The organism is Paracoccus jiaweipingae (genome assembly GCF_044335505.1).
Classification (GTDB): Bacteria; Pseudomonadota; Alphaproteobacteria; order Rhodobacterales; family Rhodobacteraceae; genus Paracoccus.
Map to the genome: position 1 here is coordinate 395,173 of NZ_JBISBS010000001.1, position 23,718 is coordinate 418,890.

At 67.8% G+C, this 23,718-nt stretch carries 21 protein-coding genes; 11 read left to right on the top strand and 10 right to left on the bottom strand.

Features of this window, described 5'->3' with window-relative positions:
* Position 1: 1 nt before the first annotated feature.
* The 5 genes from ACFXP9_RS02070 to mntR form a co-directional block, all read right to left on the bottom strand.
* The gene (locus ACFXP9_RS02070) at positions 2-796 is read right to left on the bottom strand and encodes a hypothetical protein (protein ID WP_397205718.1); all 795 of its coding nucleotides are present in this window, start codon (positions 794-796) and stop codon (positions 2-4) included.
* On the bottom strand, positions 789-2,321 hold the full coding sequence (locus tag ACFXP9_RS02075) for a hypothetical protein (RefSeq protein WP_397205716.1): 1,533 nt from the start codon (positions 2,319-2,321) through the stop codon (positions 789-791). The genes ACFXP9_RS02070 and ACFXP9_RS02075 overlap by 8 nt, the downstream gene beginning before the upstream one ends.
* Before the next feature lie 100 nt (positions 2,322-2,421).
* On the bottom strand, positions 2,422-4,266 hold the full coding sequence (locus ACFXP9_RS02080) for a glycosyltransferase family 2 protein (protein ID WP_397205714.1): 1,845 nt from the start codon (positions 4,264-4,266) through the stop codon (positions 2,422-2,424).
* 81 nt (positions 4,267-4,347) lie between these two features.
* Positions 4,348-5,166 carry a hypothetical protein gene (locus ACFXP9_RS02085; RefSeq protein WP_397205713.1) on the bottom strand — a complete coding sequence of 273 codons (819 nt, stop codon included), beginning with the start codon at positions 5,164-5,166 and terminating at the stop codon, positions 4,348-4,350.
* A 135-nt stretch (positions 5,167-5,301) separates the two neighbouring features.
* Positions 5,302-5,808 (bottom strand): manganese-binding transcriptional regulator MntR, encoded by a 507-nt coding sequence (mntR, locus tag ACFXP9_RS02090; protein ID WP_397205711.1) that lies wholly within the window; start codon positions 5,806-5,808, stop codon positions 5,302-5,304.
* 187 nt (positions 5,809-5,995) lie between these two features.
* Here mntR and ACFXP9_RS02095 point away from each other — a divergent pair, with 187 nt between their 5' ends.
* Positions 5,996-6,532 carry a hypothetical protein gene (locus ACFXP9_RS02095; RefSeq protein WP_397205709.1) on the top strand — a complete coding sequence of 179 codons (537 nt, stop codon included), beginning with the start codon at positions 5,996-5,998 and terminating at the stop codon, positions 6,530-6,532.
* 91 nt (positions 6,533-6,623) lie between these two features.
* Positions 6,624-7,229: a superoxide dismutase gene (locus tag ACFXP9_RS02100; protein ID WP_397205803.1), complete on the top strand. Its 606-nt coding sequence runs from the start codon at positions 6,624-6,626 to the stop codon at positions 7,227-7,229.
* Positions 7,230-7,315: 86 nt separating this feature from the next.
* On the opposite strand, the gene ACFXP9_RS02105 is transcribed toward ACFXP9_RS02100, so the two are convergent.
* Complete coding sequence (locus ACFXP9_RS02105) at positions 7,316-8,758, bottom strand: short-chain fatty acyl-CoA regulator family protein (RefSeq protein ID WP_397205707.1); 1,443 nt, start codon at positions 8,756-8,758, stop codon at positions 7,316-7,318.
* A gap of 127 nt (positions 8,759-8,885) precedes the next feature.
* Here ACFXP9_RS02105 and ACFXP9_RS02110 point away from each other — a divergent pair, with 127 nt between their 5' ends.
* The 9 genes from ACFXP9_RS02110 to ACFXP9_RS02150 all read left to right on the top strand — a co-directional run bounded on the left by ACFXP9_RS02110 (position 8,886) and on the right by ACFXP9_RS02150 (position 18,005).
* The gene (locus ACFXP9_RS02110) at positions 8,886-9,011 is read left to right on the top strand and encodes a hypothetical protein (protein WP_397205705.1); all 126 of its coding nucleotides are present in this window, start codon (positions 8,886-8,888) and stop codon (positions 9,009-9,011) included.
* Positions 9,008-10,609 (top strand): isocitrate lyase, encoded by a 1,602-nt coding sequence (locus tag ACFXP9_RS02115; protein WP_397205703.1) that lies wholly within the window; start codon positions 9,008-9,010, stop codon positions 10,607-10,609. The genes ACFXP9_RS02110 and ACFXP9_RS02115 overlap by 4 nt, the downstream gene beginning before the upstream one ends.
* A gap of 224 nt (positions 10,610-10,833) precedes the next feature.
* The gene (locus ACFXP9_RS02120) at positions 10,834-11,073 is read left to right on the top strand and encodes a hypothetical protein (protein WP_397205702.1); all 240 of its coding nucleotides are present in this window, start codon (positions 10,834-10,836) and stop codon (positions 11,071-11,073) included.
* Positions 11,060-11,563: an acyl-CoA thioesterase gene (locus tag ACFXP9_RS02125; RefSeq protein WP_397205700.1), complete on the top strand. Its 504-nt coding sequence runs from the start codon at positions 11,060-11,062 to the stop codon at positions 11,561-11,563. The genes ACFXP9_RS02120 and ACFXP9_RS02125 overlap by 14 nt, the downstream gene beginning before the upstream one ends.
* The gene (locus tag ACFXP9_RS02130; RefSeq protein WP_397205698.1) at positions 11,550-13,049 is read left to right on the top strand and encodes an MmgE/PrpD family protein; all 1,500 of its coding nucleotides are present in this window, start codon (positions 11,550-11,552) and stop codon (positions 13,047-13,049) included. Before ACFXP9_RS02125 ends, ACFXP9_RS02130 begins: the two co-directional genes overlap by 14 nt.
* Positions 13,046-14,218 (top strand): bifunctional 2-methylcitrate synthase/citrate synthase, encoded by a 1,173-nt coding sequence (prpC, locus tag ACFXP9_RS02135; RefSeq protein ID WP_459253780.1) that lies wholly within the window; start codon positions 13,046-13,048, stop codon positions 14,216-14,218. Before ACFXP9_RS02130 ends, prpC begins: the two co-directional genes overlap by 4 nt.
* Positions 14,219-14,222: 4 nt before the next feature.
* A complete protein-coding gene (gene prpB, locus ACFXP9_RS02140; RefSeq protein ID WP_397205696.1) occupies positions 14,223-15,128 on the top strand; it encodes a methylisocitrate lyase in 906 nt (301 codons plus the stop codon).
* 250 nt (positions 15,129-15,378) lie between these two features.
* A complete protein-coding gene (locus ACFXP9_RS02145; protein ID WP_397205694.1) occupies positions 15,379-17,205 on the top strand; it encodes an FGGY-family carbohydrate kinase in 1,827 nt (608 codons plus the stop codon).
* Complete coding sequence (locus tag ACFXP9_RS02150; RefSeq protein WP_397205692.1) at positions 17,202-18,005, top strand: HpcH/HpaI aldolase family protein; 804 nt, start codon at positions 17,202-17,204, stop codon at positions 18,003-18,005. Before ACFXP9_RS02145 ends, ACFXP9_RS02150 begins: the two co-directional genes overlap by 4 nt.
* 11 nt (positions 18,006-18,016) lie before the next feature.
* Here the strand turns inward: ACFXP9_RS02150 and pdeM are convergent, their stop codons facing one another.
* Genes pdeM through ACFXP9_RS02170 form a run of 4 tightly spaced genes read right to left on the bottom strand, consistent with a single transcriptional unit; the run spans position 18,017 to position 23,617 of the window.
* Positions 18,017-18,634 carry a ligase-associated DNA damage response endonuclease PdeM gene (pdeM, locus tag ACFXP9_RS02155; protein WP_397205690.1) on the bottom strand — a complete coding sequence of 206 codons (618 nt, stop codon included), beginning with the start codon at positions 18,632-18,634 and terminating at the stop codon, positions 18,017-18,019.
* Entirely contained in the window at positions 18,631-21,051 is a 2,421-nt protein-coding gene (locus ACFXP9_RS02160; RefSeq protein ID WP_397205689.1) for a ligase-associated DNA damage response DEXH box helicase, read from the bottom strand. The genes pdeM and ACFXP9_RS02160 overlap by 4 nt, the downstream gene beginning before the upstream one ends.
* Positions 21,048-22,607: a cisplatin damage response ATP-dependent DNA ligase gene (locus ACFXP9_RS02165; protein ID WP_397205687.1), complete on the bottom strand. Its 1,560-nt coding sequence runs from the start codon at positions 22,605-22,607 to the stop codon at positions 21,048-21,050. Before ACFXP9_RS02165 ends, ACFXP9_RS02160 begins: the two co-directional genes overlap by 4 nt.
* A complete protein-coding gene (locus tag ACFXP9_RS02170; protein WP_397205685.1) occupies positions 22,607-23,617 on the bottom strand; it encodes a ligase-associated DNA damage response exonuclease in 1,011 nt (336 codons plus the stop codon). The genes ACFXP9_RS02165 and ACFXP9_RS02170 overlap by 1 nt, the downstream gene beginning before the upstream one ends.
* Between the last annotated feature and the right edge of the window lie 101 nt (positions 23,618-23,718).

The window sequence follows — 23,718 nt, forward strand, 5'->3', positions numbered from 1 at the left end:
GTCAGTAAACCCAGTGGTAATAGCGCATCAACGCCGCCTGCTGCGCCGCGTCATCGGCGGTGGCGGGCATCAGCAACCGGCTGGCGGGCCAGAAGAACACGTCCAGAATCAGCGCCTGTCCCAGCGTTTTTTGCAGGCCGCTGCGGTGGCTGCGCGCGCCGATGAACAGGTCTGCCGCGCCGCGCAGGTCGGGGGCAAGGCCGGTAACCTGATGCGTCACCCCGCTATCGCGCTGAACCGCCATGGCGTTGCCCGCGACCGTGACGATCAGCAGGCGCGGGTCGCGCGGCGCGGGCTCGGCGGGCAGGGTCAGCGACAGCGCCTCGCCGGTGTCCTTGACGGTCAGCGCGTCCCCAAGGTCCGAGATAAACAGATAGCCCCCGGAATGGGCCTCGCCGCCGCCGGGGCGGGGGTTCAGCGTCAGCAGGGTGCGGGCCTCTTCCACCGGGTCGGGGCGATAGATGATCGCCATCGAAAACGCCTGCACATCCTGACCCACATCGGGCAGCACCAGCCCGCAATGCCGCCCCAGCGTGGTCTGCACCCCCAGCGCATCGCCCCAGCCGGTCAGCCGGGTGTCGCCCTTGTTGGGCTGGGTCGGGGTGGCGGGCAGGGTGCCGCTGCGGGGGTGCCACGCGGTGACCGCGCCGCTGTCGTCGCGGTCGAACCGCCCGGCGCGGCCTTGCAGCCAAAAGCCCTCGGCCTGGGCGATGCGTTCTTCCAGCTGATGGGCGGGGCCGTCAACCAGCGCCCCGGCGGGCAGGTCGGTGTCGATCTCAAGCATTGGCTCAGGCATTCGGGTGGTCCCCCCCCTGATGGATGGGCAGCAGGCAAGGCAGCGCCCAACGGTGCAGCGTGGCCCCGGTGGCCGAGGCCAGCGACCAGTCGTCGCGAATGGCAAGGCAGGCCGCGCCACCGGCCGGGTCCGCCGCGCCGATGGCATAGGCCAGCCGCAGATCCGGCCCCACAGGCATCCGATCCAGCGTCAGCAGCAGCGCTTTGGGGTCGGCGGGGTCGACCGCCACGGCGGTGATTTTGGCGCCTGCCGTATCCCCGACCAGCCGCAGGCCCACCGGATGCCCGGCACAGGCCGCATCGCCCGCCGCCAGCACCAGCCCCGAGCGCGCCTGCGCCACCAGCCGGATCTTCGCGCCATCCGGGCAGGGGGTGGTTTCGGCCAGATGGAACAGCGGGCATTGCCAGTGATCGGGGTCGCTGATCGCGGCGGCGGTCATTTCCGCCATCTGTCGGCGCGCATCCGGGGTCGGGCGGTCGGTGTCGTCATGGCTGAACATATAGCCCGGCGCCGAAAACAGCAGCCGGTGATCGCCGTGGTTCCAGACCAGCTCCCACTGACCCACGATCGCGTGATGGTCAGGCAGCGCGTCCGAGCCGCGCTCGAACCGGGTCACGAAAACCGGCGGCGTCAGGCCAAGCGCCGTCAGCCCGGCCCCGATCCGGGTCATCAGCGCCAGCACCCCGTCGCGATAGGCCAGCGCCGATCCGCTGGTATCTTCCAGCGCGTAATCCAGCGTGACCGCCAGCAGCCGGGCCTTTTTGCCCATCGACGCCGCCGCGCGCCCAAGGTTGGCGGCGGCGATCAGCAGGTTGTCCAGCGCCGGGCCTTGCGCCAGCGCGGCGGCATCGGCGGATTCGTCGGTCTCGACCCGGGTGACGAACAGCGGCAGCGGCTGGTGCTTGTCCAGCTGCCAGTTCAGGAATGCCTCGGCGGTCAGGGCCTCGTGGGTCATCTCGCGCAGATGTTCCAGCAGCGCGGTTTGCGCCGCGCGTTCGGTTCCGGCATGACCGACCGCGCCGATGTCATCGGCGGGGGCCAGAATATGCTGGGGGAAATCGCAGGTGCGGTGGTCATCGGCCAGCGCCGCGCGCGCGCCCCCGATGCCCAGAATGGCGCAAAGCGGCCCCGGCGCGTCGGCCAGCACATGCCCCCCCGCCGCCGCCAGCCGATAACGGCGCACGCCCTGCTTGCCCGGCAGGCGGCCATTGAACATCAGCCAGTCACCCGCTTGCGTCACATCCCAGATGTCCAGCTTGTCCAGCCGCGTATCTTCGGCGGTGCCGGCGGCGCTGGGGGGGTGATGGGGCGCCGGGGCACCGGGGGGCGCCGGGGCATCGGCGGGCCGGGGCGCGGTGCCAAGCCGCAATGCGATGTCGGCAATCACCTTGTCCGACAGCCGCAGCACCAGCCCGCTGTCGTCATAGCGGATCACATCGCCATTGCGCGCCCGCACCAGCACGTTCTGGCGCGCGGGGGAAGCGGTCTGATCGGGGGCCTTGTCCGGCATCGGGCGGTCCTTCATGTCTGGTGTCCCTGCCGGGTGGCGGGGACGGGTTGGGTTTAGGCCAGCAGCACCGGCCCTGCCATGCCACGGGCTGCGACCTGGCGCCGCGCCCCGGCCATCAGCCGCCGCGCCGCAGCAAGACCGAATCGCCATTGCCATCGCCACCCGGCGCGGCAAAGCCCGCAGCTGTCAGCGCTGCGACCCAGTCGGCCAGCGCCTGTCCGGTCGCGGCTTCGGCCCCGGTCGCGGCACCGGCGTTGGCATCCGCGGTGGCCCCGGTCGCGGCAGGCACCAGCAGGATACGCGACAGCATCGACAAATCCAGCGCCGCCATCCAGCCCGGATCGACGGCATCGCAGGCCAGCCGCAGCATATCGGGCCGAAAATCGGCAAGGCAATGGCGCAGGCCGCGCGGCCCGCTGGTGGCGTCATCGCCAGCCATGACCAGCGGGCCATTGGCAAAGCGGATGCGGCCGGCCAGCCCGTTTTGCGCCGCCACCCGCTTGCCAAAGCCGACCAGATCGGCGCGGTCCTGCTGAACCATCACCTGCAATTGCGGGTCGGCCATCGCGGCCAGCATGGCAACGAATCCAAAGCCGCCGGTGCAATCCAGCAGCCGCTGCGCGCCCTGCGCCTGTGCCGCGATGTAACGTCCGGCGCGGCGTTCATATTTCCCCTCGCAGACCCGTTCCAGCGTCGCGGGGGTAAAGACCCGCAGATCGGCGGGCAGGGTCAGGTCACGGTTTGCGACCATCTGCACCGCCACATCCGCCGACAGGTCGATGGGGGCGGGCTGGAAATGCCCGGCCTCGGGGTCGGTAAAGGCCGCGGGGGTGGGGTTGCGGCGCTGATCTGCGGGGCGGTCGGCGTTTTTCTGTTCGACCCGGCTCATCAGTGCGGCGATTTTCAGCGGGTCGCGCGGCTGCGGCGGCTTGGCGGCGACCTGGGTGATCGGCACCTTGCCGGCCTCGATCAGCCCGGCTTTCATCGTCGCATAAGCCTCGGTCTGCTTGTGGTCGGCCAGCCGCTGTTCGACCCGGTCCAGCGCGGCGTGATGCAGGCGGTTCAGCACCGGGTCCTGCAACAGCGCGGCCATGATTTCGGCGCGGCGGGGGGCGTGGCGCAGGATCGCTTCGTCGCGGACCTCGTTGCGGTCCTGAAGCGACCAGTAATCGGCGTTATACTTGTCTTTCTTGTTGTTCACATTGCCGCGCAGCTTGCGCAGCGCATAGCTGTCGATGGATTTCACCGCATAGTGGTTCATCTGCGCCCAGTCGTAACCCACCGTGCGCCGGATGGACCGCCAGCCGCGGAATTTGAAATAATCCTCCATCGGCTGGCCGGACCCGTTCAGCCAGTGCACGCTGTCGGGAAAGCCGTCCTCGAGGTGTTTGTTCCTGATCGAGGGGCGGTGGATGCCAAGTTTCCAGTATTCGGGATCGAATTTGAACAGCGTCTTGACGCCCCAGCCCATGCGCCATTGCGGCGGTGCGGCATAAAGATACTGTTCCGTCACCGGCGCGGGCGACCAGTCCTGAACAAAGCCCGACCCAAAGGTTCGCCAGGTGATGACAATGCCATTCGCCCCGCGCGCCACCGTATCGTCCAGCATCCCGTCCAGATGCCCCGAGGGATGGTTGATGCACAAAAATTCATCGGCGTCGAAAACCAGCACCCAATCCGCCGCCGCGACCAGCGGTTCGGCCTGCGCGTGGTTCAGCGCCGATGGCTGGGGTTTCTGCCCCTCCGCGATGACGTTGTGGCGGTGATGGCCAAGGCCCAGTTCCTCAAGCCGTTGCAGCATCTCGACTGTGCCGTCGGTGCAGTCATTGGTGTAAACCAGAATATCGGTGAACCCCACGGCCAGATGATGGGCGAACCATTCCAGCAGGAACGGCGCTTCGTCCTTCATCATGGACACGGCCATGACGGTGCCGTGGCGGCTGGTGTGGCGGTCGATCATGGCGGGGCCTTGCAGGGCATGGGACACGCGGGTTGTGACGCGGGGCAGGGGCGGTGGCGCGGGTCATCGCCGCCGCGCGGGTCAGTCCTCCAGCGCGGCGCTGGGGTCGATGCCGACCTGTTCGCACATCCGCGCGGCATAGGAACCCGGCAGCGGCGCGTGCTTGCGCCACCACGGCTTGGTGCCGTTGGTATACAGATGCACGCTGACGGTCTGGTCGGTGAAATGCCCCTCGACCCGGCCATAGGGGTCATAGAAGACATCGTTTAGCTGGAACGGCACCGGATACAGCACATCGGGCGTCATCGCGCGTTCGATGTCGCCGGTCTGTTGGGCGAACCAGGTAAAGGCCTGCGGGCCAAAGGCCGTGCGCTCGGTCTTATAGATCATGGCGGCGTGGGACATGCCGCCCTTGTCCTTCAGTTTGTCCATCTGGCGGCGCTGGCGCTTGTTCCACCATGCCGGATAATCGGGCAGATTGTCGTAATAATCCAGCAACTGGTCCATCAGCGCACAATGTTGCGGCAGGCCGACAACGCCGCAATTCAGCGCGCCGCGCATTCCGTGACCGGCAAAGATCCATTCCCAGTCCTCGGGGAAGGGCTGGTGGCAGAAGGCGTCACAGTCGATCCAGACCGCCCCGGTCTTGCGGATCATTTTATAGCGAAAGACATTGGACAGGAACGAGGCCGATGTCGCCTCGATCAGCGCCATGTCCAGATCCATAATCTCGGATGCCGGGCGGATGACCACGCCTTCGGGGGCGTTTTGCACGTCATGGGTGCAATACAGCGTCACCGGATGGCCATGCAGCAGATGCGATTTCAGGCAAAGCTGGTTGAGGTAATGCAGCTTGTCTCCGATCCAGAGCGAGGCGACGGGGCGGCGGGTCAGTTGCATATCCGGTCCTTTGCGTGACACCAGCGGGGCTGGCCGGTTGCGGCGCTGCCTGCGACAAACGCCCTTGCAGGTTTTGTCTGGCTGCATACACCGCAGCGGGGGGCCTAAGCAAGCGCGCAGTCACCCGCGCGGCGGTCAGCGATTGTCCAGAAACCGCTGGAAAGCCGACAGTGTTTCGGGGCTGACGTGATGTTCCAGCCCCTCGGTATCAGCCTCGGCAATGGCCGGGTCGACCCCCAGCGCGATCAGGAAATCGCGCACGATCAGGTGCCGCCTGCGCGACTGGGCCGCCAGATCGGCGCCGCGCGGGGTCAGTGCCAGCGGCTGATAGGGGCGGCTTTCGACCAGCCCGTCGCGCACCAGCCGCTGCACGGTATTGGTCACCGTCGCGTTCGAGACCCCGAAACATTGCGCCAGATGGCCGATGCGGGCCTCGCCCTGGCAGGCCAGCAATTCAGCGATCATCTCGACGTAATCTTCGGCGGTTTCCTGCCGGTGGGCATCGCGCAGCCGGGAAAAATTGCGCGCCCGCTGGTCAGGGTCCGGCGGTGCGACCCCTGTTGGGCCGGGGCCTTGCGGGCCGGGTTGCGGGGCATCATGGGCAGCGCCCGTGCCGGGGCGGTCGGGGGGGTCATGCAACATGACAGACAGTCTGGCGCGGCATCAGGGCGCCGTCAATGGATTTAGCCGCAGCTAAAAACCATTTGACAATTTTTAGCCGTGGCTAAATAAAGATCGGACCAGCCAGCTTTCCCTGCCCGAAGGTTCCGATGCCATCTTGCCCGATTCCCCGCCATCCGATCCCGTCCACTTGCCTTTGGGGGTGGTCATGAACCAGCGTGTGAACCCTGACGATCTGGCCGGGCTGGGGGCGGCGATGACCCCGCAGGCCACCTGGCGGCGCCTGACGCGACAGGCGAATGCGGCCTTTCAGGCGGGCGATGCCGGGGCCGCGCAGCGCGGCTATGACGCCGCCCTGTCCGAGGCCGCGCGCCTGTTCGACCTGCTGGCCGCAGGTGGCGCAAACCCGGTGCCGGTCGCCGCGATCTGGGTGATTTCCTGCCATAACCTTGCCGAGGCCGCGCTGCGCGACGGCCAGCCCGACCGGGCCGAGGCCCATTACCGCGCCGCCTTTGACCGGCTGTTGCAGGTGGCGCGCGATGTCTCGGCGCCGCTGGGGCTGCGGATGGACTGTGCGGCCAATCTGAAACAGGCGACAATCGCGCTGGTCGGGTTCCTGCAAGCCAATGGCACGCCGGTTCTGGCGATTGCCGAAACCATCACCCGCGCCCGCATCGCGGTGGCGCGGGTGTCGCGCCGGGCGGCGCGTCTGGCCGACCAGCCCGCCCCGCGGCGCCCGTCGTGACCATCTTTGTCAGCGCCCATAGTCCGGGCCGCTGACGCCGGCCCGTGCCCGGCACCCGCCTTTCCCAAAGCGAACAGGAAGAAAAGGAAGCCTGATGTTTACGCTACCGCAACTGCCTTATGCCATGGATGCGCTGGCCCCGCTGATGTCGGCCGAAACGATGGAATTTCATTACGGCAAGCACCACAAGGCCTATGTCGACAAGATGAACGAACTGATCGCCGGCACCCCACATGAGGGGCAAGGGCTGGACCAGATCATTCGCGCGGCTGCTGCCGACCCTGCCGCCGGTGCGCTGTTCAATCAGGCGGGCCAGCACTATAACCACAGCCATTTCTGGGCCGGGATGCGGCCCAATGGCGGTGGCGCCATGCCGGGGCGGCTGGAACGGCAGGTGATCGCGGATTTCGGCTCGGTCGCGGCGTTTCGCCAGCAATTCGCGGATGCCTGCGTGGCCCAGTTTGGGTCCGGCTGGGGCTGGCTGGTCTGGGATGGCAGCCGCCTTCAGGTGACCAAAACCGGCAATGCCGACACGCCGCTGGTTCAGGGCCATGACGCCTTGCTGACCTGCGATGTGTGGGAACATTCCTATTACATCGACTATCGCAATCTGCGGGCCAAATATGTCGGCGCCTTCCTTGACGGGCTGGTCGACTGGCAGGTTGTGGCCGACCGGCTGGAGGCCGCGACGGCCTGACCCCCCCCCCACACACACACGCCCCGCACCCCTTTCCGGGGGCGCATCACCGGCACGGGCCTTGCCCGCTGCCGGTTTTTGCCGGTTCAGCCCGGCGTCGCACCCGCGCCCCGGCGCGACGCGGCAAGCGGGTCTGTCGCGGCCTCGGGCCGGGCGGAATAGGGGGCAAAGACCGCCGATTGCGGATCGACCGCCAGCGGCTGACCCAGCATCGGAAAGGCGCGCTGGGCACAGCCCCGGCGCGGGCAGGCCTTGCAGGCGCTGCCGATGGGGGTGCCGCGATCGGACAGGTTGACCCCGCGCGCATAGACCAGCCGCCCGGCATGGTCGATGTCACAACCCAGCGCCACCGCAAAGACCTTGCCCGTCGCGCCCCAGCGGGCGGGCCGGGTGGCGACCGTGCGCGTCACCCAGAAATAGCGCCGCTCATCCGGCATTTCCGCGATCTGGGTCAGAATCTCGCCGGGGTGGTCAAAGGCGGCATGGACACGCCATAACGGGCAGGACCCGCCGATCTTGGAAAAGTGGAAATCGGTCGCGGACTGGCGCTTCGAGATGTTGCCCGCCCGGTCGACCCGCAGGAAAAAGAACGGCACCCCGCGCATCCCGTCGCGTTGCAGGCTGGACAGGCGGTGGCAGGTGGCTTCGAACCCGGTGCCGAACCGCGCCCCCAATGCGTCGATGTCATAGCCGGTTTCCTCGGCCGCCGACCAGAAGGCGGCATAGGGCATCATCAGCGCCCCGGCAAAGTAATTGGCCAGCCCGATCCGCCCCAGCGCCCGCGCCGAATCGGCGGCGAAACGGCCTTGCGCCAGTGCCGATTCGATGTCGCTGCCGGCCTCGTTCAGGGCGATCTGGGTGGCCATCTGAAAGCCGCGCTGATCGGGGCGCAGCCCGCGCCACAGCTCTAGCAGCCCACGCTGCGCGTCGAACTGGCGCAGCCGCGCCGGGTCGTCGCCCGCCTGCACGCGGATGCCCTGACGCGCCAGATGCCGGGCCAGCCCCTCGGCCACGTTGCCGGGCTGAAGGCCGGCGCTGTCAAACAGCGCCTCGGCGCGGCGGTCCAGCGCGTCGAAATGGTTGCGGTGGTCATAGAAAAAGTCGCGCACCTCCTCGAAGGCGGTGGGGGCGGGCAGGCCCTCGGGGTGGCCGGCGCCCACGGCCATGGCGGTGGCGCGGTCCTGTGCCTCGCGGGTGTCGCGAAACAGCGCCACGATGTGCCGGGCCAGCGCGGGCATGTTCTCGATCAGGTTGCGCAGATCGGCGGCGGCGACATCGCCCGCGCCCTGAAACGCCTCGCGCAGTTCGGCCAGCAGCCGCGCGTCCCCCTCTTCCGAGAAGAACTGGATGTCGCCGCCGAATTCGGCGTTGATTTTCAGCAGCACCGCAACGGTCAGGGGGCGCTGGTTGCGTTCCAGCTGGTTCAGATAGCTGGGCGACAGCCCCAGCCGGGCCGCCAGCGCCGCCTGCGTCAGCCCGCGGCTGTCACGCAATTGTCGCAAGCGCCCGCCCAGAAACGATTTTGCCATGGCGTGTCCTTCGCAATATTCGCAAATCCTGCGCTGACCCTTCGCAAATCAACGCTTTTTCAGTGGTTTATACACTTATGCGCCTTGGCTATGCCTGAATCAAGTCGCGCAAAACACGCAGGACAGCATGAGCAAGAAACCCTCGGACCACCCCAGGCCGCCGGACCTGCCTGCCCCCGGCTTTTTGTTTTTCTCGCCTTTCGGGCTGGACCCGGACTGGCGCCCGCAATCGGACAGGAGGACCGAAACATGACCAGATCCTATCGTGACATCCGCGCCGCGCTGGCTGCGCGTTACCCCTCGGGGGCGACGCCGGGCGGGGTCGATATTGACGATATCGTGCAGCTTAAAATCCAGAACACCTATCTGACCCATCTGGATGTGGCCCGCGACATGGCCCGCGTGATGCGCGCCGATATGGCCGCCTATGACGCCGATCCCACGCAATTCACCCAAAGCCTTGGCTGCTGGTCGGGCTTTCACGCGCAGCAGATGATCAAATCGGTCCGCCGCCTGCGGGGCACCACCAAGGGTGCCTATGTCTATCTGTCGGGCTGGATGGTCGCCGGTCTGCGCAACCGCTGGGGGCATCTGCCCGACCAGTCGATGCATGAAAAAACCGCCGTGGCCGACCTGATCGAGGAAATCTATGTCTCGTTGCGGCAGGCGGACGAGGTCGAGCTGAACGACCTGTTCAAGACCCTGCGCGCCGCCCGCGAGGCCGGTGATCAGGCCGCCATCGACGCCGCCATCGACGCCATCGACAGCTATGAATCGCATGTCGTGCCGATCATCGCGGATATTGACGCGGGCTTTGGCAATGAACACGCGACCTATCTGCTGGCGAAGGAACTGATCAAGGCAGGCGCCTGCTGCCTTCAGATCGAAAATCAGGTCTCGGACGCCAAGCAATGCGGCCATCAGGATGGCAAGGTCACCGTCCCGCGCGAAGATTTCATCGAAAAGCTGCGCGCCTGCCGCCTGGCGTTCGAGGAGCTGGGGGTTGACGATGGCGTCATCGTGGCGCGCACCGACAGCCTTGGCGCCGGTCTGACGCAAAAGCTGCCGGTCAGCCAACAGCCGGGCGATCTGGCCGCTGAATACCTGAAATGGGTTGAATGCGACGACCAGCCGCTGGCCGAGAACGAGGTCGGGCTGATGCGCGACGGCAAGGTTCAGCGCCCGGTGCGCCTGCCCAACGGGTTGTTCCGCTTCAAGCCCGATACCGGCCGCGCCCGCGTGGTCGAGGATTGCATCGCCTCGCTGACGCAGGGCGGCGCCGACCTGCTGTGGATCGAAACCGACACCCCAAATGTGGCCGAAATCGCCGGTATGGTCGATGAAATCCGCCAGAAAGTGCCGAATGCCAAGCTGACCTATAACAACTCGCCGTCCTTCAACTGGACGCTGAACCTGCGCAAACAGGTCCGGGCCGAGTGGCTGGAGGCCGGCAAGATCGCGGCGGGTGATTACCCCGACGACAACGCCCTGATGTCGCCCGATTTCGACGACACCGATCTGGGCCGCGAGGCCGATGACCGGCTGCGGGCCTTCCAATACGACATCTCGACCAGGGCGGGGGTGTTCCACAACCTGATCACCCTGCCGACCTTCCACCTGACCGCGAAATCGGTGGACGAGCTGTCGCGCGGCTATTTCGGCGCCGACCGGATGCTGGCCTATGTCGCCACCGTCCAGCGCGAGGAAATCCGCCGGGGCATCAGCGCCGTCAAGCACCAGCACGAGGTCGGGTCCGACCTTGGCGACACGTTCAAGGAAATGGTCGGCGGCGACCGCGCCCTGAAAGCGGGCGGTTCGGCCAACACGATGAACCAGTTCGCAGCCCAATAAGGGCTGCGCGCGCGGGGCACGACGAACCAGTTCGCAGCCCGGTTCGCAGGCCCGCGGGGCAGGGGTCACCCCTGTCCCGGCCAGATCACGGTCGGGCGGTTCGCCGCCCTGCCATTCCGGTTTCACGCCTCTTGGGTTGGCGTGAAAGCGGCCCGCGACGTTCCGTTCCACCTGGTCGCGGGCCGCGCAAACCCTTCACGGCCAGAACATAAAGGAGGCCAGAGATGACCGATCAGTTCCAACGTATCGACCTGCCTGCGGCCAGCGCCGCCGATCGCGCCGTCCAGCGCGTGGCCGAGGCCACCCACCGCCTGAACGAGGCCGTCCAGCGCGCCGTCAGCGCCGGTGTCTCGGTCGAGATCGTCCGCGTCTCGCGCCACCATGATGGCAGCGGCAACTGGGGCGATCAGGTGGTGCCGACCATCCGCCAGACCGGCGGGGCGGGCGGGGATGGTCAGGCCTGATCGCGCCATGCCCGGCACCGGTCCCAAAACTGGCCCCAAGGCTGATCCCACCTGCCCCGGCCCCGGTGGCGGTCCCGGTGACGGTCCCGGTGGCGGGGCTGCGGCGCGGCCCGATGCCTCGGTGCTGATCGAGATGATCTTTCCCGAACAGACCAACCATTATGGCACGCTGTTCGGGGGCAACGGGCTGGCGCTGATGGCCAAGGCGGGCTTTGTCACCGCCAGCCGCTTTGCCCGCCGCAATGTGGTGCTGGCCGCCAGCCGCGATGTCGGCTTTGTCAGCCCGGTCCGCCTGGGCGAGGTGCTGGAACTGACCGGCCGCATCACCCGCACCGGACGCAGTTCCATGACCGTCCATGTCGAGGGCGTGGCCGAGGCCCTGACCAGCGGCGCCCGCCGCCCCGCCATGCGCGCCCTGTTTGAAATGGTCGCGGTCGATGATCGCGGCAGACCCGTCCCCATCAAGGAAAATCAGAATGTATCAGCATAAATTGCGCAGCTATAAATCCGCCGAAGACCTGCCGCGTGCCGACCAGCTGGCATGGAAATTCGCTGAAATCGCCGCCGATCCGGTCGCGGTCGATGACGATGTGACCGAAATGATCATCAACCGGGTGATCGACAATGCGGCGGTGGCGGCGGCCTCGGTCGGGCGGCGTCCGGTGGCATCGGCGCGCGCGCAGGCGCTGTGCCACCCCTATACCCCCGGCGCGACGGTGTTCGGTGTGTCCGACCGCGTCAGCCCGGAATGGGCGGCATGGGCCAATGGCACCGCCGTGCGCGAACTGGATTTCCACGACACATTTCTGGCCGCCGATTACAGCCATCCCGGCGATAATATTCCGCCCATTCTGGCCGTGGCGCAGCATTGCGGGCTGGATGGCGCGGCGCTGATCCGGGGCATTGCCACCGGGTACGAGGTGCAGGTCAATCTGGTCAAGGGCATCTGCCTGCATGAACACAAGATCGACCATATCGCGCATCTGGGCGTGTCCGCCGCCGCCGGGATCGGCACGGCGCTGGGGCTGAATACAGAGACCATCTATCAGGCGATCCAGCAGGCGCTGCATGTGACCACCACCACCCGCCAAAGCCGCAAAGGCGAAATTTCCAGCTGGAAGGCCTTTGCCCCCGCCTTTGCCGGCAAAATGGCGATCGAGGCCGTGGACCGCGCCATGCGCGGCGAAGGCGCCCCCAGCCCGGCATGGGAGGGCGAGGACGGCTTTATCGCCTGGCTGCTGTCCGGCCCCGAGGCGCAATATGCCATCCCGCTGCCCGCGAAAGGCGAGGCCAAGCGCGCCATTCTGGACACCTATACCAAGGAACATTCCGCCGAATACCAAAGTCAGGCGCTGATCGACCTTGCCCGCCGCATGGGGCCGAAGATCGGTGATCTGTCGGCGGTTGACAGCATCGTCATCCACACCAGCCACCACACCCATTACGTCATCGGCACCGGGGCCAATGACCCGCAAAAGATGGACCCGAATGCCAGCCGCGAAACGCTGGACCATTCGATCATGTATATCTTTGCCGTCGCGCTTGAGGATGGCGGCTGGCATCACGAAAAATCCTATGCCCCCGACCGCGCCAAACGGCCGGAAACCGTGGCGCTGTGGCACAAGATCTCGACCGTCGAGGACCCGAAATGGACCGCGCGTTATCACGATGCGGCCAACAAGGCCTTTGGCGGGCGCGTGGTGGTGACGCTGAAGGATGGCACCGTGATTGCGGACGAGCTGGCCCTTGCCGACGCCCATCCCGGCGGCGCGCGGCCCTTCGTGCGCGAAAACTATAAGAACAAGTTCCTGACCCTGTCCGAAGGTGTGCTGTCGGCGCAGGAACAGACCCGCTTCCTGACCGCGGCCGAGGGGCTGGCCGGGCTGGCCGACCTGACGGCGCTGAACTTTACCGTCGATGCCGCCAGACTGGGGGCCGCGCGCCCGCGGGGCATCTTTGATTACAGGGGGAAATGATGGTTACGGCAATCAAGAAGCCCAAGAAATCGGTCGCGCTGTCGGGCGTTACGGCGGGCAATACGGCCCTGTGCAGCGTCGGCCAGTCGGGCAACGACCTGCATTATCGCGGCTTTGACATTCTGGAAATCGCGCAGGCCTGCGAATACGAGGAAATCGCCCATCTGCTGATCCATGGCAGCCTGCCGTCGGCGGCGGAACTGGCGGCCTATAAATCCAGGCTGCGGGCCCTTCGGGGCCTGCCACTGGCCGTGCGCCAGACGCTCGAGGCGATCCCGGCGGCGGCGCATCCGATGGATGTGCTGCGATCCGGGGTCAGCGCCATGGGCTGTGCCCTGCCCGAGGGCCATGACCACAACGCGCCCGGCGCGCGCGACATCACCGACCGGCTGATCGCGGCGCAAGGCTCTATGCTGCTGTATTGGCACCATTTCGCGCAAAATGGCCGCCGGATCGGGGTCGAGACCGATGACGACACCATCGCCGGGCATTTCCTGCATCTGCTGCATGGCAAACCGGCCTCCGCCGATCACGTCGCGGCGCTGAATACCACGCTGAACCTGTATGCCGAACACGAATTCAACGCCTCGACCTTTACCGCGCGGTCGATCGCGGGGACCGGGTCGGATATGTATTCGGCCATGACCGGCGCCATCGGCGCGCTGCGCGGCCCCAGGCATGGCGGCGCCAACGAGGTCGCGCTGGAAATCCAGAAACGCTATGACAACCCCGACGATGCCGAGGCCGATATCCGCACCCGCATTGCCGCGAAAGAGGTGGTGATCGGGTTCGGGCACCCGGTCTATACCATTGCCGACCCGCGCAATGTGGTGATCAAGCGCGTGGCACGCGATCTGGCCGAGGCGCAGTCCAGCCGCAAGCTGTTCGATATTGCCGAACGCATCGAACAGGTGATGGATGCCGAAAAGCGGATGTTCCCCAATCTCGACTGGTATTCGGCGGTCAGCTATCACCTGCTGGGGGTGCCGGTGGCGATGTTCACGCCGATCTTTGTCATTGCCCGCACCGCCGGTTGGGGGGCGCATGTGATCGAACAGCGTCAGGATGGCAAGATCATCCGCCCCTCGGCCAATTATATCGGGCCGGATCACCGCCATTTCCTGCCCATCGACCAGCGCGGCGCGTTTTTGCCGCACCATGCGGAGTAAAACCATGACCTATCTGCACGCCAGGGATCTTCCCCGCGACACGGCAGGCGCGCGTTTCCGCGCCCTGCTGGATGCGTCCGGCATCTTGCGCCTGCCGGGCGCGCATAACGGCATGGCGGCCATTCAGGCGCGCAAGGCCGGGTTTGATGCGCTGTATCTGTCCGGGGCCGCGATGACCGCGCAGATGGGGCTGCCCGATCTGGGTATCATCACCGTGGACGAGGTGGCGTTCTTTATCCGCCAACTGGCCCGCGCCAGCGCCCTGCCGGTGCTGGTCGATGGCGATACCGGCTATGGCGAGGCGCTGAACGTCATGCATATGGTTCGCGTGTTCGAAGAGGCCGGGGCAGGCGCCGTGCATCTTGAGGATCAGCTGCTGCCCAAGAAATGCGGCCACCTGAATGACAAGCGTCTGGCCAGCCCGCAGGACATGGCCGCCAAGGTCGCCGCCGCCGCCCATGCCCGGCGCGATCTGGTGGTGATCGCGCGCACCGATGCCGCCGCCAGCGAAGGCATCGACGCTGCCATCGCCCGCGCCCGCACCTATCTGGAGGCCGGGGCAGATGCGATCTTCCCCGAGGCACTGACCAGCGTCGATATGTTCAGGTCGTTCCGCGACGGGCTGCCGGATGCGAAACTGCTGGCCAATATGACCGAATTTGGCCGCACCCCTTACCTGACCGCGCAGGAATTTCAGGATCTGGGCTATGACATGGTGATCTGGCCGGTCAGTTCGCTGCGGGTGGCGAACAAGGCGCAGGAGGGGCTGTATCGCCATCTGGCCGCGCAGGGCGAAACCCGGTCGCTGCTGGACCAGATGCAGACCCGCGCGGAATTATATGACGCCATCGGTCTGGCCGATTACGAGGCGCTGGACCAGCGCATCGTCGCCACCGTGCTGCCCGACTGAGGGGGAGGGCAGCATGACGGGGGGCGGGTCGTCTGCGGCCCGCCCCTTTTCATGGTCCTGTTCCACGCCGTCCCATCTGGCCGCCCCCTTGGCCGCACGGGACTGCCCCAATTTGCGCTGTCATCCGCCGGTTGTCCGGCACCTGTTCCCGGTGGCCTTGCGGTCACGCTGCCGCAGGGCGCAGAAGGCGGTCGCCTGCCGATGCGTGCCGCGCTAAGACAGGGGGATCAGGTCAGCGACAAGGCAAGGCATGGCACAGAACATCGCAAGGCAGGCAGCACAGGGCAGGACACAGGCCAGCGGTCAGGGCGGGCCGCAGGACGCGGCGCAGCCCGCCGCGCAGCCGCAGGCGGGGCCGTATTTTCTGGGCATTGACGTCGGCACCGGCAGCGCGCGCGCCGGCCTGTTCGATGCGCGGGGCGATCTGCTGGCCAGCGCCCGCCACGAGATTGCCATCTGGCACGCAGATGGGGGGCGGGTCGAACAATCCTCGGGCGATATCTGGGACGCGGTCTGCCGGGCCAGCCGCGCCGCGCTGGCGCAGGCGGGAATAGCTGCGGCGGCGGTGGCCGGGATCGGCTTTGACGCCACCTGTTCGCTGGTGGTGGTCGGTGCCGACGGGCAGGGCCTGCCGGTCGGGCCGTCCGGCGATGCCCGTCGCGATGTCATCGTCTGGATGGATCACCGTGCCACCGAACAGGCCCGCCAGATCAACGCCACCGGTGCGGATGTGCTGCGCTATGTCGGTGGTTTCATCTCGCCCGAGATGCAGATGCCCAAACTTTTGTGGCTGGCCCGGAACCTGCCCCGGACATTTGCGCAGGCGGCGCATTTTTTTGACCTGACCGATTTTCTGACCTGGCGGGCCAGCGGCGCGCTGGCGCGGTCGGCCTGCACGGTGACCTGCAAATGGACCTATCTGGGTCACGAATCGCGCTGGGACGCGGATTTCCTGCGCCAGATCGGCCTTGGCACGCTGGCGGACGAGGGCTTTGCCCGCATCGGCACCACCATCGCCGCGCCGGGCCAGCGTATCGGCAGCCTGACGGCGGAGGCGGCGCGCGATCTGGGTCTGGTCGCGGGCATTGCGGTCGCGGCGGGGCTGATCGACGCCCATGCCGGCGGGGTCGGCACGGTGGGCGCCTCGGGCGGGGCGGTGCACGGCGCAGAGGGCGCGGCTGCGGACGGATCGGGCATTGACGGATCGGGTGTCGACGGATCGTGCATTGACGGTGCGGCAGGCGGTCAGGGCGGTCAGGGCGATCAGGCGCTGACGCGGATGGGCTATGTCTTTGGCACCTCGGCCTGCACCATGAGCTCGACCCGCGAACCGGCCTTTGTGGCGGGGGTCTGGGGACCGTATTACGCCGCCATGGTGCCGGGGCTGTGGCTGAACGAGGGCGGCCAGTCCGCCGCCGGTGCCGCCATCGCGCGGCTGCTGGCGATGCATCCCCATGCCGCGCAGGCCACCAAAGCCGCCCGCGACGCCGGTCAGGGGCTGCCTGACTGGCTGGCCGCGCAGGTGGCGGCGCGTGGTGGTGCGGCGGCGCTGCCGGGGCTGGTTGGCGGCCTGCATGTGGTGCCGGAATTTCTGGGCAACCGCGCCCCCCATGCCGACCCCGACGCCCGCGCGCTGATCGCCGGGCTGGGGATGGAGGACGGTGCCGACAGCCTGATCGCCCAGTATCTGGCCGGCCTGTGCGGGCTGGGCTACGGCCTGCGCCAGATCCTTGCGGCACAGGCCGCGCAGGGTGTGCAGACCGGGCTGATCGTGGTCAGCGGCGGTGCGGCCAGCCAGCCTTTGGTGCGTCAGGTGCTGGCCGATGCCTGCGGCACCGCGGTGGCGGCGACCACCAGCCCGGAACCGGTCCTGCTTGGCGCGGCGATGCTGGGGGCGGTGGCGGCGGGGGCTGTGCCCGACCTGACGCAGGCCATGGCGCGGATGTCGCGTCTGGGCGATCTTTGCCGCCCCGACCCGGCGCTGGCGGGCTGGCATGACCGGCGCTTTGCCGCTTTCGGTTTGTTGCAACAGGCGGGTCGGGCGATCCGCGATATTGAAAAGGGGGACGCATCGTGAATCCACTGAAACAGCGCCTGCAAAGCGGCGGGGTCATCACCGCCGCATGGGCCAGCCTTGGCAGCCCCGACGTGGCCGAAATCATGGTCCGGCACGGCTGGGACGTGCTGGTCATTGACGGCGAACATGGCATTGGCGGTCTGGAATGCTGGGTGGCAATTGCGCGCGCCGTGCAGGCGGCGGGCGGGCAGGTCATTCTGCGGGTGCCTGATGGCCATGACACGACGCTGAAAAAGGTGCTGGATCGCGGCTTTGATGCGCTGATCGTGCCGATGGTGAATTCGGTCGCGCAGGCGCAGGCCATTCTGGACAGCTGCCGCTATCCGGGGCGGGGCAAGCGTGGCTATTGCGCGCCGGTGATCCGGGGGTCGGGCTGGGGGACGCAGGCGGGCTATGCCCGTGGCGGGGCCAGCGACGACCTGCTGCTGATCCTGCAATGCGAACATGTCGACGCGGTCGGGGCGCTGCCACAGATCGCCGCGCTTGACGGCGTCGATATGCTGTTTCTGGGACCGCATGATCTGGCCGGCTCGGTCGACCATATCGAGCGTCTGGACCAGCCCGTCGTGCAGGACCTGATCGCGCGGGTCGAGGCACAGGCCCGCGCCGTCGACATCCCGCTGGCCACGATCCTGGGCGCCGGGCGCGACTGGGGCGATCTGGCGCGGCTGGGTTATCGCCTGATCGTCGGCAAAAGCGACGTGGCGCTGTTGTCGGGCGCGGCACGCGATGCGCAGGCGGCACGCGATGCGGCGCTTGCGGCCAGCACGGGTAGCGGCGCGGGTGGCAGCGGCGGCTGAGCGCCGCGCCCTTATCCCACGGGAAAGGCCAGCATCCCGGCATCGGTGGTGATGGCCAGCCCCGTGGGCACCAGCGCCCGCAGCGCCGGCGCGTCATGCCACAGCCCGCCGGTATAGGTGCCAAAGGCTGGCAAAATCAGGTGCCGGTCGCTGACCAGAAAGCACCGCCAGCCCTTGCGGCGATGCCTGAATTTCGGGTGGTAATGGCCTGAAATATCTGGACCTTCCCCCGCGATGTGACGCAGGGCGATGCCCGCGATATGCACGTCCCCATCGCCGCTGCCGGGGTCGTGATTGCCCGCCAGAACCTGCCAGTCACGGCCCCGCGCCAGGGCGGCCATGCGGGCCGTGGCCTCGGGCGGGATCTCGGCTGCGGCCTGATCGTCGTCGAACACATCGCCCAACAGGATCACCCGGCGCGGGTCGGTCGCCGCGACCTCGGCGGTCAGCAGGTCCAGCGTCTGGCTGGTCTCGAACGGCGGCAGCAAAGCCCCGCCGCGACGGGCCATGCGGGCGGATTTGCCCAAATGCAGATCCGCCGCGATCAGCGCCCCTTGCGCAGGCCAGAACAGCGCCCCCGAGGGCCGGGCCTGAAACCGCGCCCCGGCAAAGGAAATAGGATAGGTCATGTCGCGGCTGTCCCTTCTGCGGGGGTGACGCTGTCCAGCCCGGCCTCGCGCAGCATCCGATCGGATTCAGCGGCCAGCAGGCGGGCCTCGCCCTTGCCGCGAATGGGGATGCGCCCGGCCTCCAGCAGCAGCGGCGCGGCCAGCGGGGTGACATGCGGGGCGATGGCGTGAACGATGCGGGGGCGGGTGGCCAGCAGCGCCTCGATCCGGCCAAAATCGACCAGCCCGCGCATGGCCTGATCGCGGGTGATGCGCAGCAACAGGTGGTCCGGGTCATGGCGGCGCAGCGTGTCATAGATGATGTCGCTGGAAAACGTCGCCTGCTTGCCCGATTTGCGCTGCCCCGGCAGATTGCGCTGTAACAGCCCCGCCACCGTGGCGACATTGCGGAAATTGCGCTTCATCACCGCGTTATCGGCCAGCCAGTCGTCCAGCCCGTCGCGCAGCCCCTGCGCGGCCAGCAGCGGCGCCGGGTCGGTCACCGGATCGACCGACCAGATCAGCAGCGCGTAATCGGTGGCGACAAAGCCAAGCGGGCCAAGCCCGGCCCCTTCCATCCGGCGGGTCAGCAGCAGGCCAAGCGTCTGGTTGGCATTGCGCCCGGCAAAGCTGTACAGGGCAAAGAAGGCGCGGTCGCCGCGGGTGAATGTCTCGCAGGTCAGGGTGCCGGGCGCGGGCAGGACCGAGATTTTGCGTTGCAGCGCCAGCCAGTCCCGCGTGTGACCGGGCAGGGCGGACCACGCATCGGGGTCCCCGATCAGCGCCTGAACCCGGTCCGATAACAGTGTCGATGTGGCCATCTTGACGCCGTTGAACACCGCGATTTTGGGGTCGCGGGCGGGCTGGGGGGTGACCTCGACCACCATCTCGCGCAGCCGGTCATAGCGCACGGTCTGGCCGCCGATCAGGAAGGTGTCGCCCGGTGTCAGGCTGGCGGCAAAGCCTTCCTCGACCTCGCCAAGCGGGGCGCCGCCGCGACGGCGGCGGACCTTCAGCACCTCGGGGTCAAAGATCGTGCCGATATTCATGCGGATCAGCCGCGCCGCGCGCGGGTCGCGCAACCGCCACAACCCGTCGCGCAGCATCAGCCGCTGCCAGCGGTCATAGGCCCGCAAGGCATAGCCGCCGGTGGCGCAGAAATCGAGGCAGGCGTCAAATTCGGCCCGCGTCAGCGCGGCATAGGGACCGGCGCGGCGAACCTCGGTCAACAGCGCGCCGGCGTCGAACGGGCCTGCGCAGGCGGTCAGCAGGATGTGCTGGCACAAAACGTCCAGGCCGCCGGGTCCGGGGGGGGCACCATCCAGATCGCTTTCCCGCACCGCTTGCAGGGCGGCGATGCATTCGATCACCTCGAACCGGTTGGCGGGGACGATGCGGGCGCGCGAGGGCGCGTTATAGCGATGCCCCGCGCGGCCAATCCGCTGGACCAGACGTTTGACATTCCTGGGGGCGCCGATCTGGATCACCTGATCGACATCGCCCCAGTCCAGCCCCAGATCCAGACTGCCGGTGGCGACCACGGCGCGCAATTCGCCCGCGGCCATCGCGGCCTCGACCCGCTGGCGGATGTCGCGCGACAGGCTGCCGTGATGCAGGCCGATGGGCAGATTGGCGTCATTGACCGCCCACAGCGCCTGAAAGAACAGCTCGGCCTGCGCGCGGGTGTTGATGAACACCAGCGTCAGCCGTGCCGCCGCGATCGCCGCCATCACATCGCGCGCGGCATAGCCACCGCCACCCCCGGCCCATGGCGGCGGGATGGTGGTGGGCAGCATGGCAATATCGGCGGGCGGGCCGGGATCGGCCATCAGCACCCGCGCGCCCCCCATCCAGCGCGCCATCGCGGCGGGGTCGTCCACCGTGGCTGACAGCGCGGTCACCCGCAGGCCCGGCGACAGGCTGCGCAGCCGCGCCAGCCCCAGCATCAGCTGTTCGCCGCGTTTGCTTTCGGCCAGTGCGTGGACCTCGTCTATCACCACCCGTTGCAGCCCGGCAAAGATGCGCGGGGCCTGTTCATATGACAACATCAGCGCCAGCGATTCCGGCGTGGTCAGCAGGATCTGCGGCGGGTCGACCCGCTGGCGCGCGCGCTGGCGGGCGGTGGTGTCGCCGGTGCGGTCCTCGATGCGGATCGCCAGCCCCAGATCGGCCACCGGGCGCGACAGGTTGCGGGCAATGTCATGGGTCAGCGCCTTCAGCGGGCTGACGTAAAGCGTGTGCATCCCCTGATGCGGCGTGCGGTCCGGCGCGGGCAGCAGGCCGGCCAGTGTAGGCAGGAACCCGGCCAGCGTCTTGCCCCCGCCGGTGGGCGCGATCAGCAGCAGGTCGTCCTGTGCCGCCATCGCCGCCAGCTGATGCGGGTGCGGGGTCCAGCCCTGCGCGGCGAACCAGTCGGCAATCCGGGGCGGCAGCGTCATGGCAGCAGGGCCATCAGCGTGGTCAGGTGGTCGGCCTCGGCCGCGGGTTTGTCGTCGCGGATGCGCGAGATGCGGGGAAAGCGCATCGCCACGCCCGATTTGTGCCTGGTGGACCGGTTCAGCCCCTCGAACGCGACCTCGACAACCTTGGTCGGGGCGACGGCGCGGACGGGGCCGAAGCGGTCGGTGGTGTTGTTGCGCACGAACCGGTCCAGCCCGCGCAGTTCCGCGTCGGTAAAGCCGAAATAGGCCTTGCCGACCGGCACCAGATCATCGCCATCCCAGACCCCGAAGGTGAAATCGGAATAATAGCCCGACCGCTTGCCATGCCCGCGCTGCGCATACATCAGCACCGCGTCGATCACCATCGGGTCGCGCTTCCACTTGAACCACGGCCCCTTGATGCGCCCGGCCAGATAGGCGCTGTCGCGGCGCTTGATCATCACCCCTTCGATCACCGCCTCGGGCGGGTCGGCGCGCAGGTCAGCCAGCGCCTGCCAGTCGGAAAAACCCAGCAGCGCGGACAGGTCGATGCGCGGGTCGTTCAGCCCCGCCACCAGCGTTTCCAGCGCGGCGCGGCGGGCGGTAAAGGGCCGGTCGCGCAGATCGGTGCCGTCATGGATCAGCAGGTCATAGGCCCGCAGCCCCGCCGGATGCGAGGCCAGCAGCTTGCGGCTGACGGTCTTGCGGTTCAGCCGCTGTTGCAGGTCCCCGAACGGGGCCACCTGACCATCGCGCCGCACCAGCAATTCACCGTCGATCACGCCGTCAAATTCCAGCCGGTCAAGGATGTCGGGGAAGGCGCGGCTGATATCTTCGCCGCTGCGCGAATACAGGCGGCGTGTGCCACGGTCTGACACCGCCTGCACGCGGATGCCGTCCCATTTCCATTCGGCGGCGAAATCGGCGGGGTTCAGGTCCTGAAGCGCCGCCAGATCGGTGGGGGTCGACAGCATCACCGGGCGGAACGGGGCGTGGGCGGCGGCATCGGGCCTGGGGCCGCCTTCGGCCCATGCGAACAGGTCTGGGTAGGGGGGCGTCAGCCCGTGCCAGATTTCCTCGACCTCGGTCAGGGGCAGGGCGCCATATTCGGCCAGCGCCGCACGCGCCAGCCGGGCCGAAACCCCGACCCGCAGCCCCCCCGTCGCCAGCTTGAGATAGGCATAGCGTTCCGGGGGCGGCAGCGCGTCCAGCCGTCCGGCGATCAGCGCCGGCAGGTCGGATTTTGCCGTCGATTGCAGTTCCGCGACCAGATCGGGCAGATCCAGCGTTTGGGTCGTGCCGGTTTCGGGCCAGATCAGCGCGATGGTTTCCGCCAGATCGCCCACGAAATCATAGCTGGCGGCGAAAAGCTGTTCATCGACCCGCGATGCCACCAGCCCGCGCAACAGCGATGGCGTGACCGCCCGCAGGTCCAGATCACCGGTCAGCGCCGCCAGCGCCAGCCCGCGTTCCGGGTCGGGCGTGGCCGCGAAATACCGCGCCAGCAGCCGCAGCTTGCCCTTGCGTTGCGGGGTAAAGGCCAGACGTTCCAGAAGGTCGGCAAAGGCGCGCATCAGTCAGCCTCGTCCTCGTATCCTGCAAGGTGCAGGGGGCGGGCGCGGCGCTGGTTCAGGGCGCACCAGCGGATGACGGCATCTTCGCGGCCATGGGTGACCCATGTCTCGGCCGGGTTCAGTTCGGTGATGGTGCGGGTCAGGTCGGGCCAGTCGACATGGTCGGAAATCACCAGCGGCAATTCCACCCCGCGCTGGCGGGCGCGGGCGCGCACCGCCATCCAGCCGCTGGCGAAACAGATCACCGGGTCGGGAAAACGCTGCGCCCATGTCGCGGCAAAGGCCGATGGCGGGGCCAGCACGATGGCACCGGCGAAATCGGCCTTGCCGCCGCGCTGGATGGTGGCGGGGCGCAGATCGCCAAGCGGCACCCCCTGCGCGATGTGGTAATCGCACAGCCGCTGCAACGCACCGTGGATAAAGACCGGCCCGTCCCAGCCCGCCTGTCGCAACAGCATGATCAGCCGCTGCGCCTTGCCAAGTGCATAGGCCCCGACCAGATGCGCGCGGTCGGGAAAGGCGCGGACCGATTCCAGCAGTTTCGCGATCTCGGCCTGCGGGTCGGGGTGGCGAAAGACCGGCAGGCCAAAGGTCGCCTCGGTGATGAAAATATCGCAGGGGACGGGTTCGAACGCGGCGCAGGCGGGGTTCGGGATGCGGGAATAATCGCCCGACACGGTGACGCGACAGCCCACCGTTTCCACCAGAATCTGTGCCGACCCCAGAACATGCCCGGCGGGGTGGAAACTGACTGTCGCATCCCCGATCCGGGTCTTGCCCCGCGCCACCTGACGATTGGCGGTGAAATCGGTGCCATAGCGGATGGCCATGATGTCCAGCGTCTGCGCCGTGGCCAGCACCGCCGCGTGTCCGGCGCGGGCATGGTCGGCATGGGCATGGGTGATCAGCGCACGCGGCACCGGCCTGACCGGGTCGATATGGAAATCGCCAGCCGGGCAATACAGCCCCTCGGGTCGGGTCAGCAGGGGGGCCGGGCTGGCGGGGGGCATACCGGGTGGTGGTCCTTTCGCAATGGGGCGGGCCGGTGGACGTGGGCGGTGGGCGTGGGCGGTGGGGCGGGCGCAGCGGTTTAACACCGCTGGTCCGGCAA

Coding starts and splice junctions, on each gene's coding strand:
- ACFXP9_RS02070 (WP_397205718.1), bottom strand. CDS start 796: ATGCCTGAGCCAATGCTTGAGATCGACACCGACCTGCCCGCCGGGGCG.
- ACFXP9_RS02075 (WP_397205716.1), bottom strand. CDS start 2,321: ATGAAGGACCGCCCGATGCCGGACAAGGCCCCCGATCAGACCGCTTCC.
- ACFXP9_RS02080 (WP_397205714.1), bottom strand. CDS start 4,266: ATGATCGACCGCCACACCAGCCGCCACGGCACCGTCATGGCCGTGTCC.
- ACFXP9_RS02085 (WP_397205713.1), bottom strand. CDS start 5,166: ATGCAACTGACCCGCCGCCCCGTCGCCTCGCTCTGGATCGGAGACAAG.
- mntR (WP_397205711.1), bottom strand. CDS start 5,808: ATGTTGCATGACCCCCCCGACCGCCCCGGCACGGGCGCTGCCCATGAT.
- ACFXP9_RS02095 (WP_397205709.1), top strand. CDS start 5,996: ATGAACCAGCGTGTGAACCCTGACGATCTGGCCGGGCTGGGGGCGGCG.
- ACFXP9_RS02105 (WP_397205707.1), bottom strand. CDS start 8,758: ATGGCAAAATCGTTTCTGGGCGGGCGCTTGCGACAATTGCGTGACAGC.
- ACFXP9_RS02110 (WP_397205705.1), top strand. CDS start 8,886: ATGAGCAAGAAACCCTCGGACCACCCCAGGCCGCCGGACCTGCCTGCC.
- ACFXP9_RS02115 (WP_397205703.1), top strand. CDS start 9,008: ATGACCAGATCCTATCGTGACATCCGCGCCGCGCTGGCTGCGCGTTAC.
- ACFXP9_RS02120 (WP_397205702.1), top strand. CDS start 10,834: ATGACCGATCAGTTCCAACGTATCGACCTGCCTGCGGCCAGCGCCGCC.
- ACFXP9_RS02125 (WP_397205700.1), top strand. CDS start 11,060: ATGGTCAGGCCTGATCGCGCCATGCCCGGCACCGGTCCCAAAACTGGC.
- ACFXP9_RS02130 (WP_397205698.1), top strand. CDS start 11,550: ATGTATCAGCATAAATTGCGCAGCTATAAATCCGCCGAAGACCTGCCG.
- prpC (WP_459253780.1), top strand. CDS start 13,046: ATGATGGTTACGGCAATCAAGAAGCCCAAGAAATCGGTCGCGCTGTCG.
- prpB (WP_397205696.1), top strand. CDS start 14,223: ATGACCTATCTGCACGCCAGGGATCTTCCCCGCGACACGGCAGGCGCG.
- ACFXP9_RS02145 (WP_397205694.1), top strand. CDS start 15,379: ATGGCACAGAACATCGCAAGGCAGGCAGCACAGGGCAGGACACAGGCC.
- pdeM (WP_397205690.1), bottom strand. CDS start 18,634: ATGACCTATCCTATTTCCTTTGCCGGGGCGCGGTTTCAGGCCCGGCCC.
- ACFXP9_RS02160 (WP_397205689.1), bottom strand. CDS start 21,051: ATGACGCTGCCGCCCCGGATTGCCGACTGGTTCGCCGCGCAGGGCTGG.
- ACFXP9_RS02165 (WP_397205687.1), bottom strand. CDS start 22,607: ATGCGCGCCTTTGCCGACCTTCTGGAACGTCTGGCCTTTACCCCGCAA.
- ACFXP9_RS02170 (WP_397205685.1), bottom strand. CDS start 23,617: ATGCCCCCCGCCAGCCCGGCCCCCCTGCTGACCCGACCCGAGGGGCTG.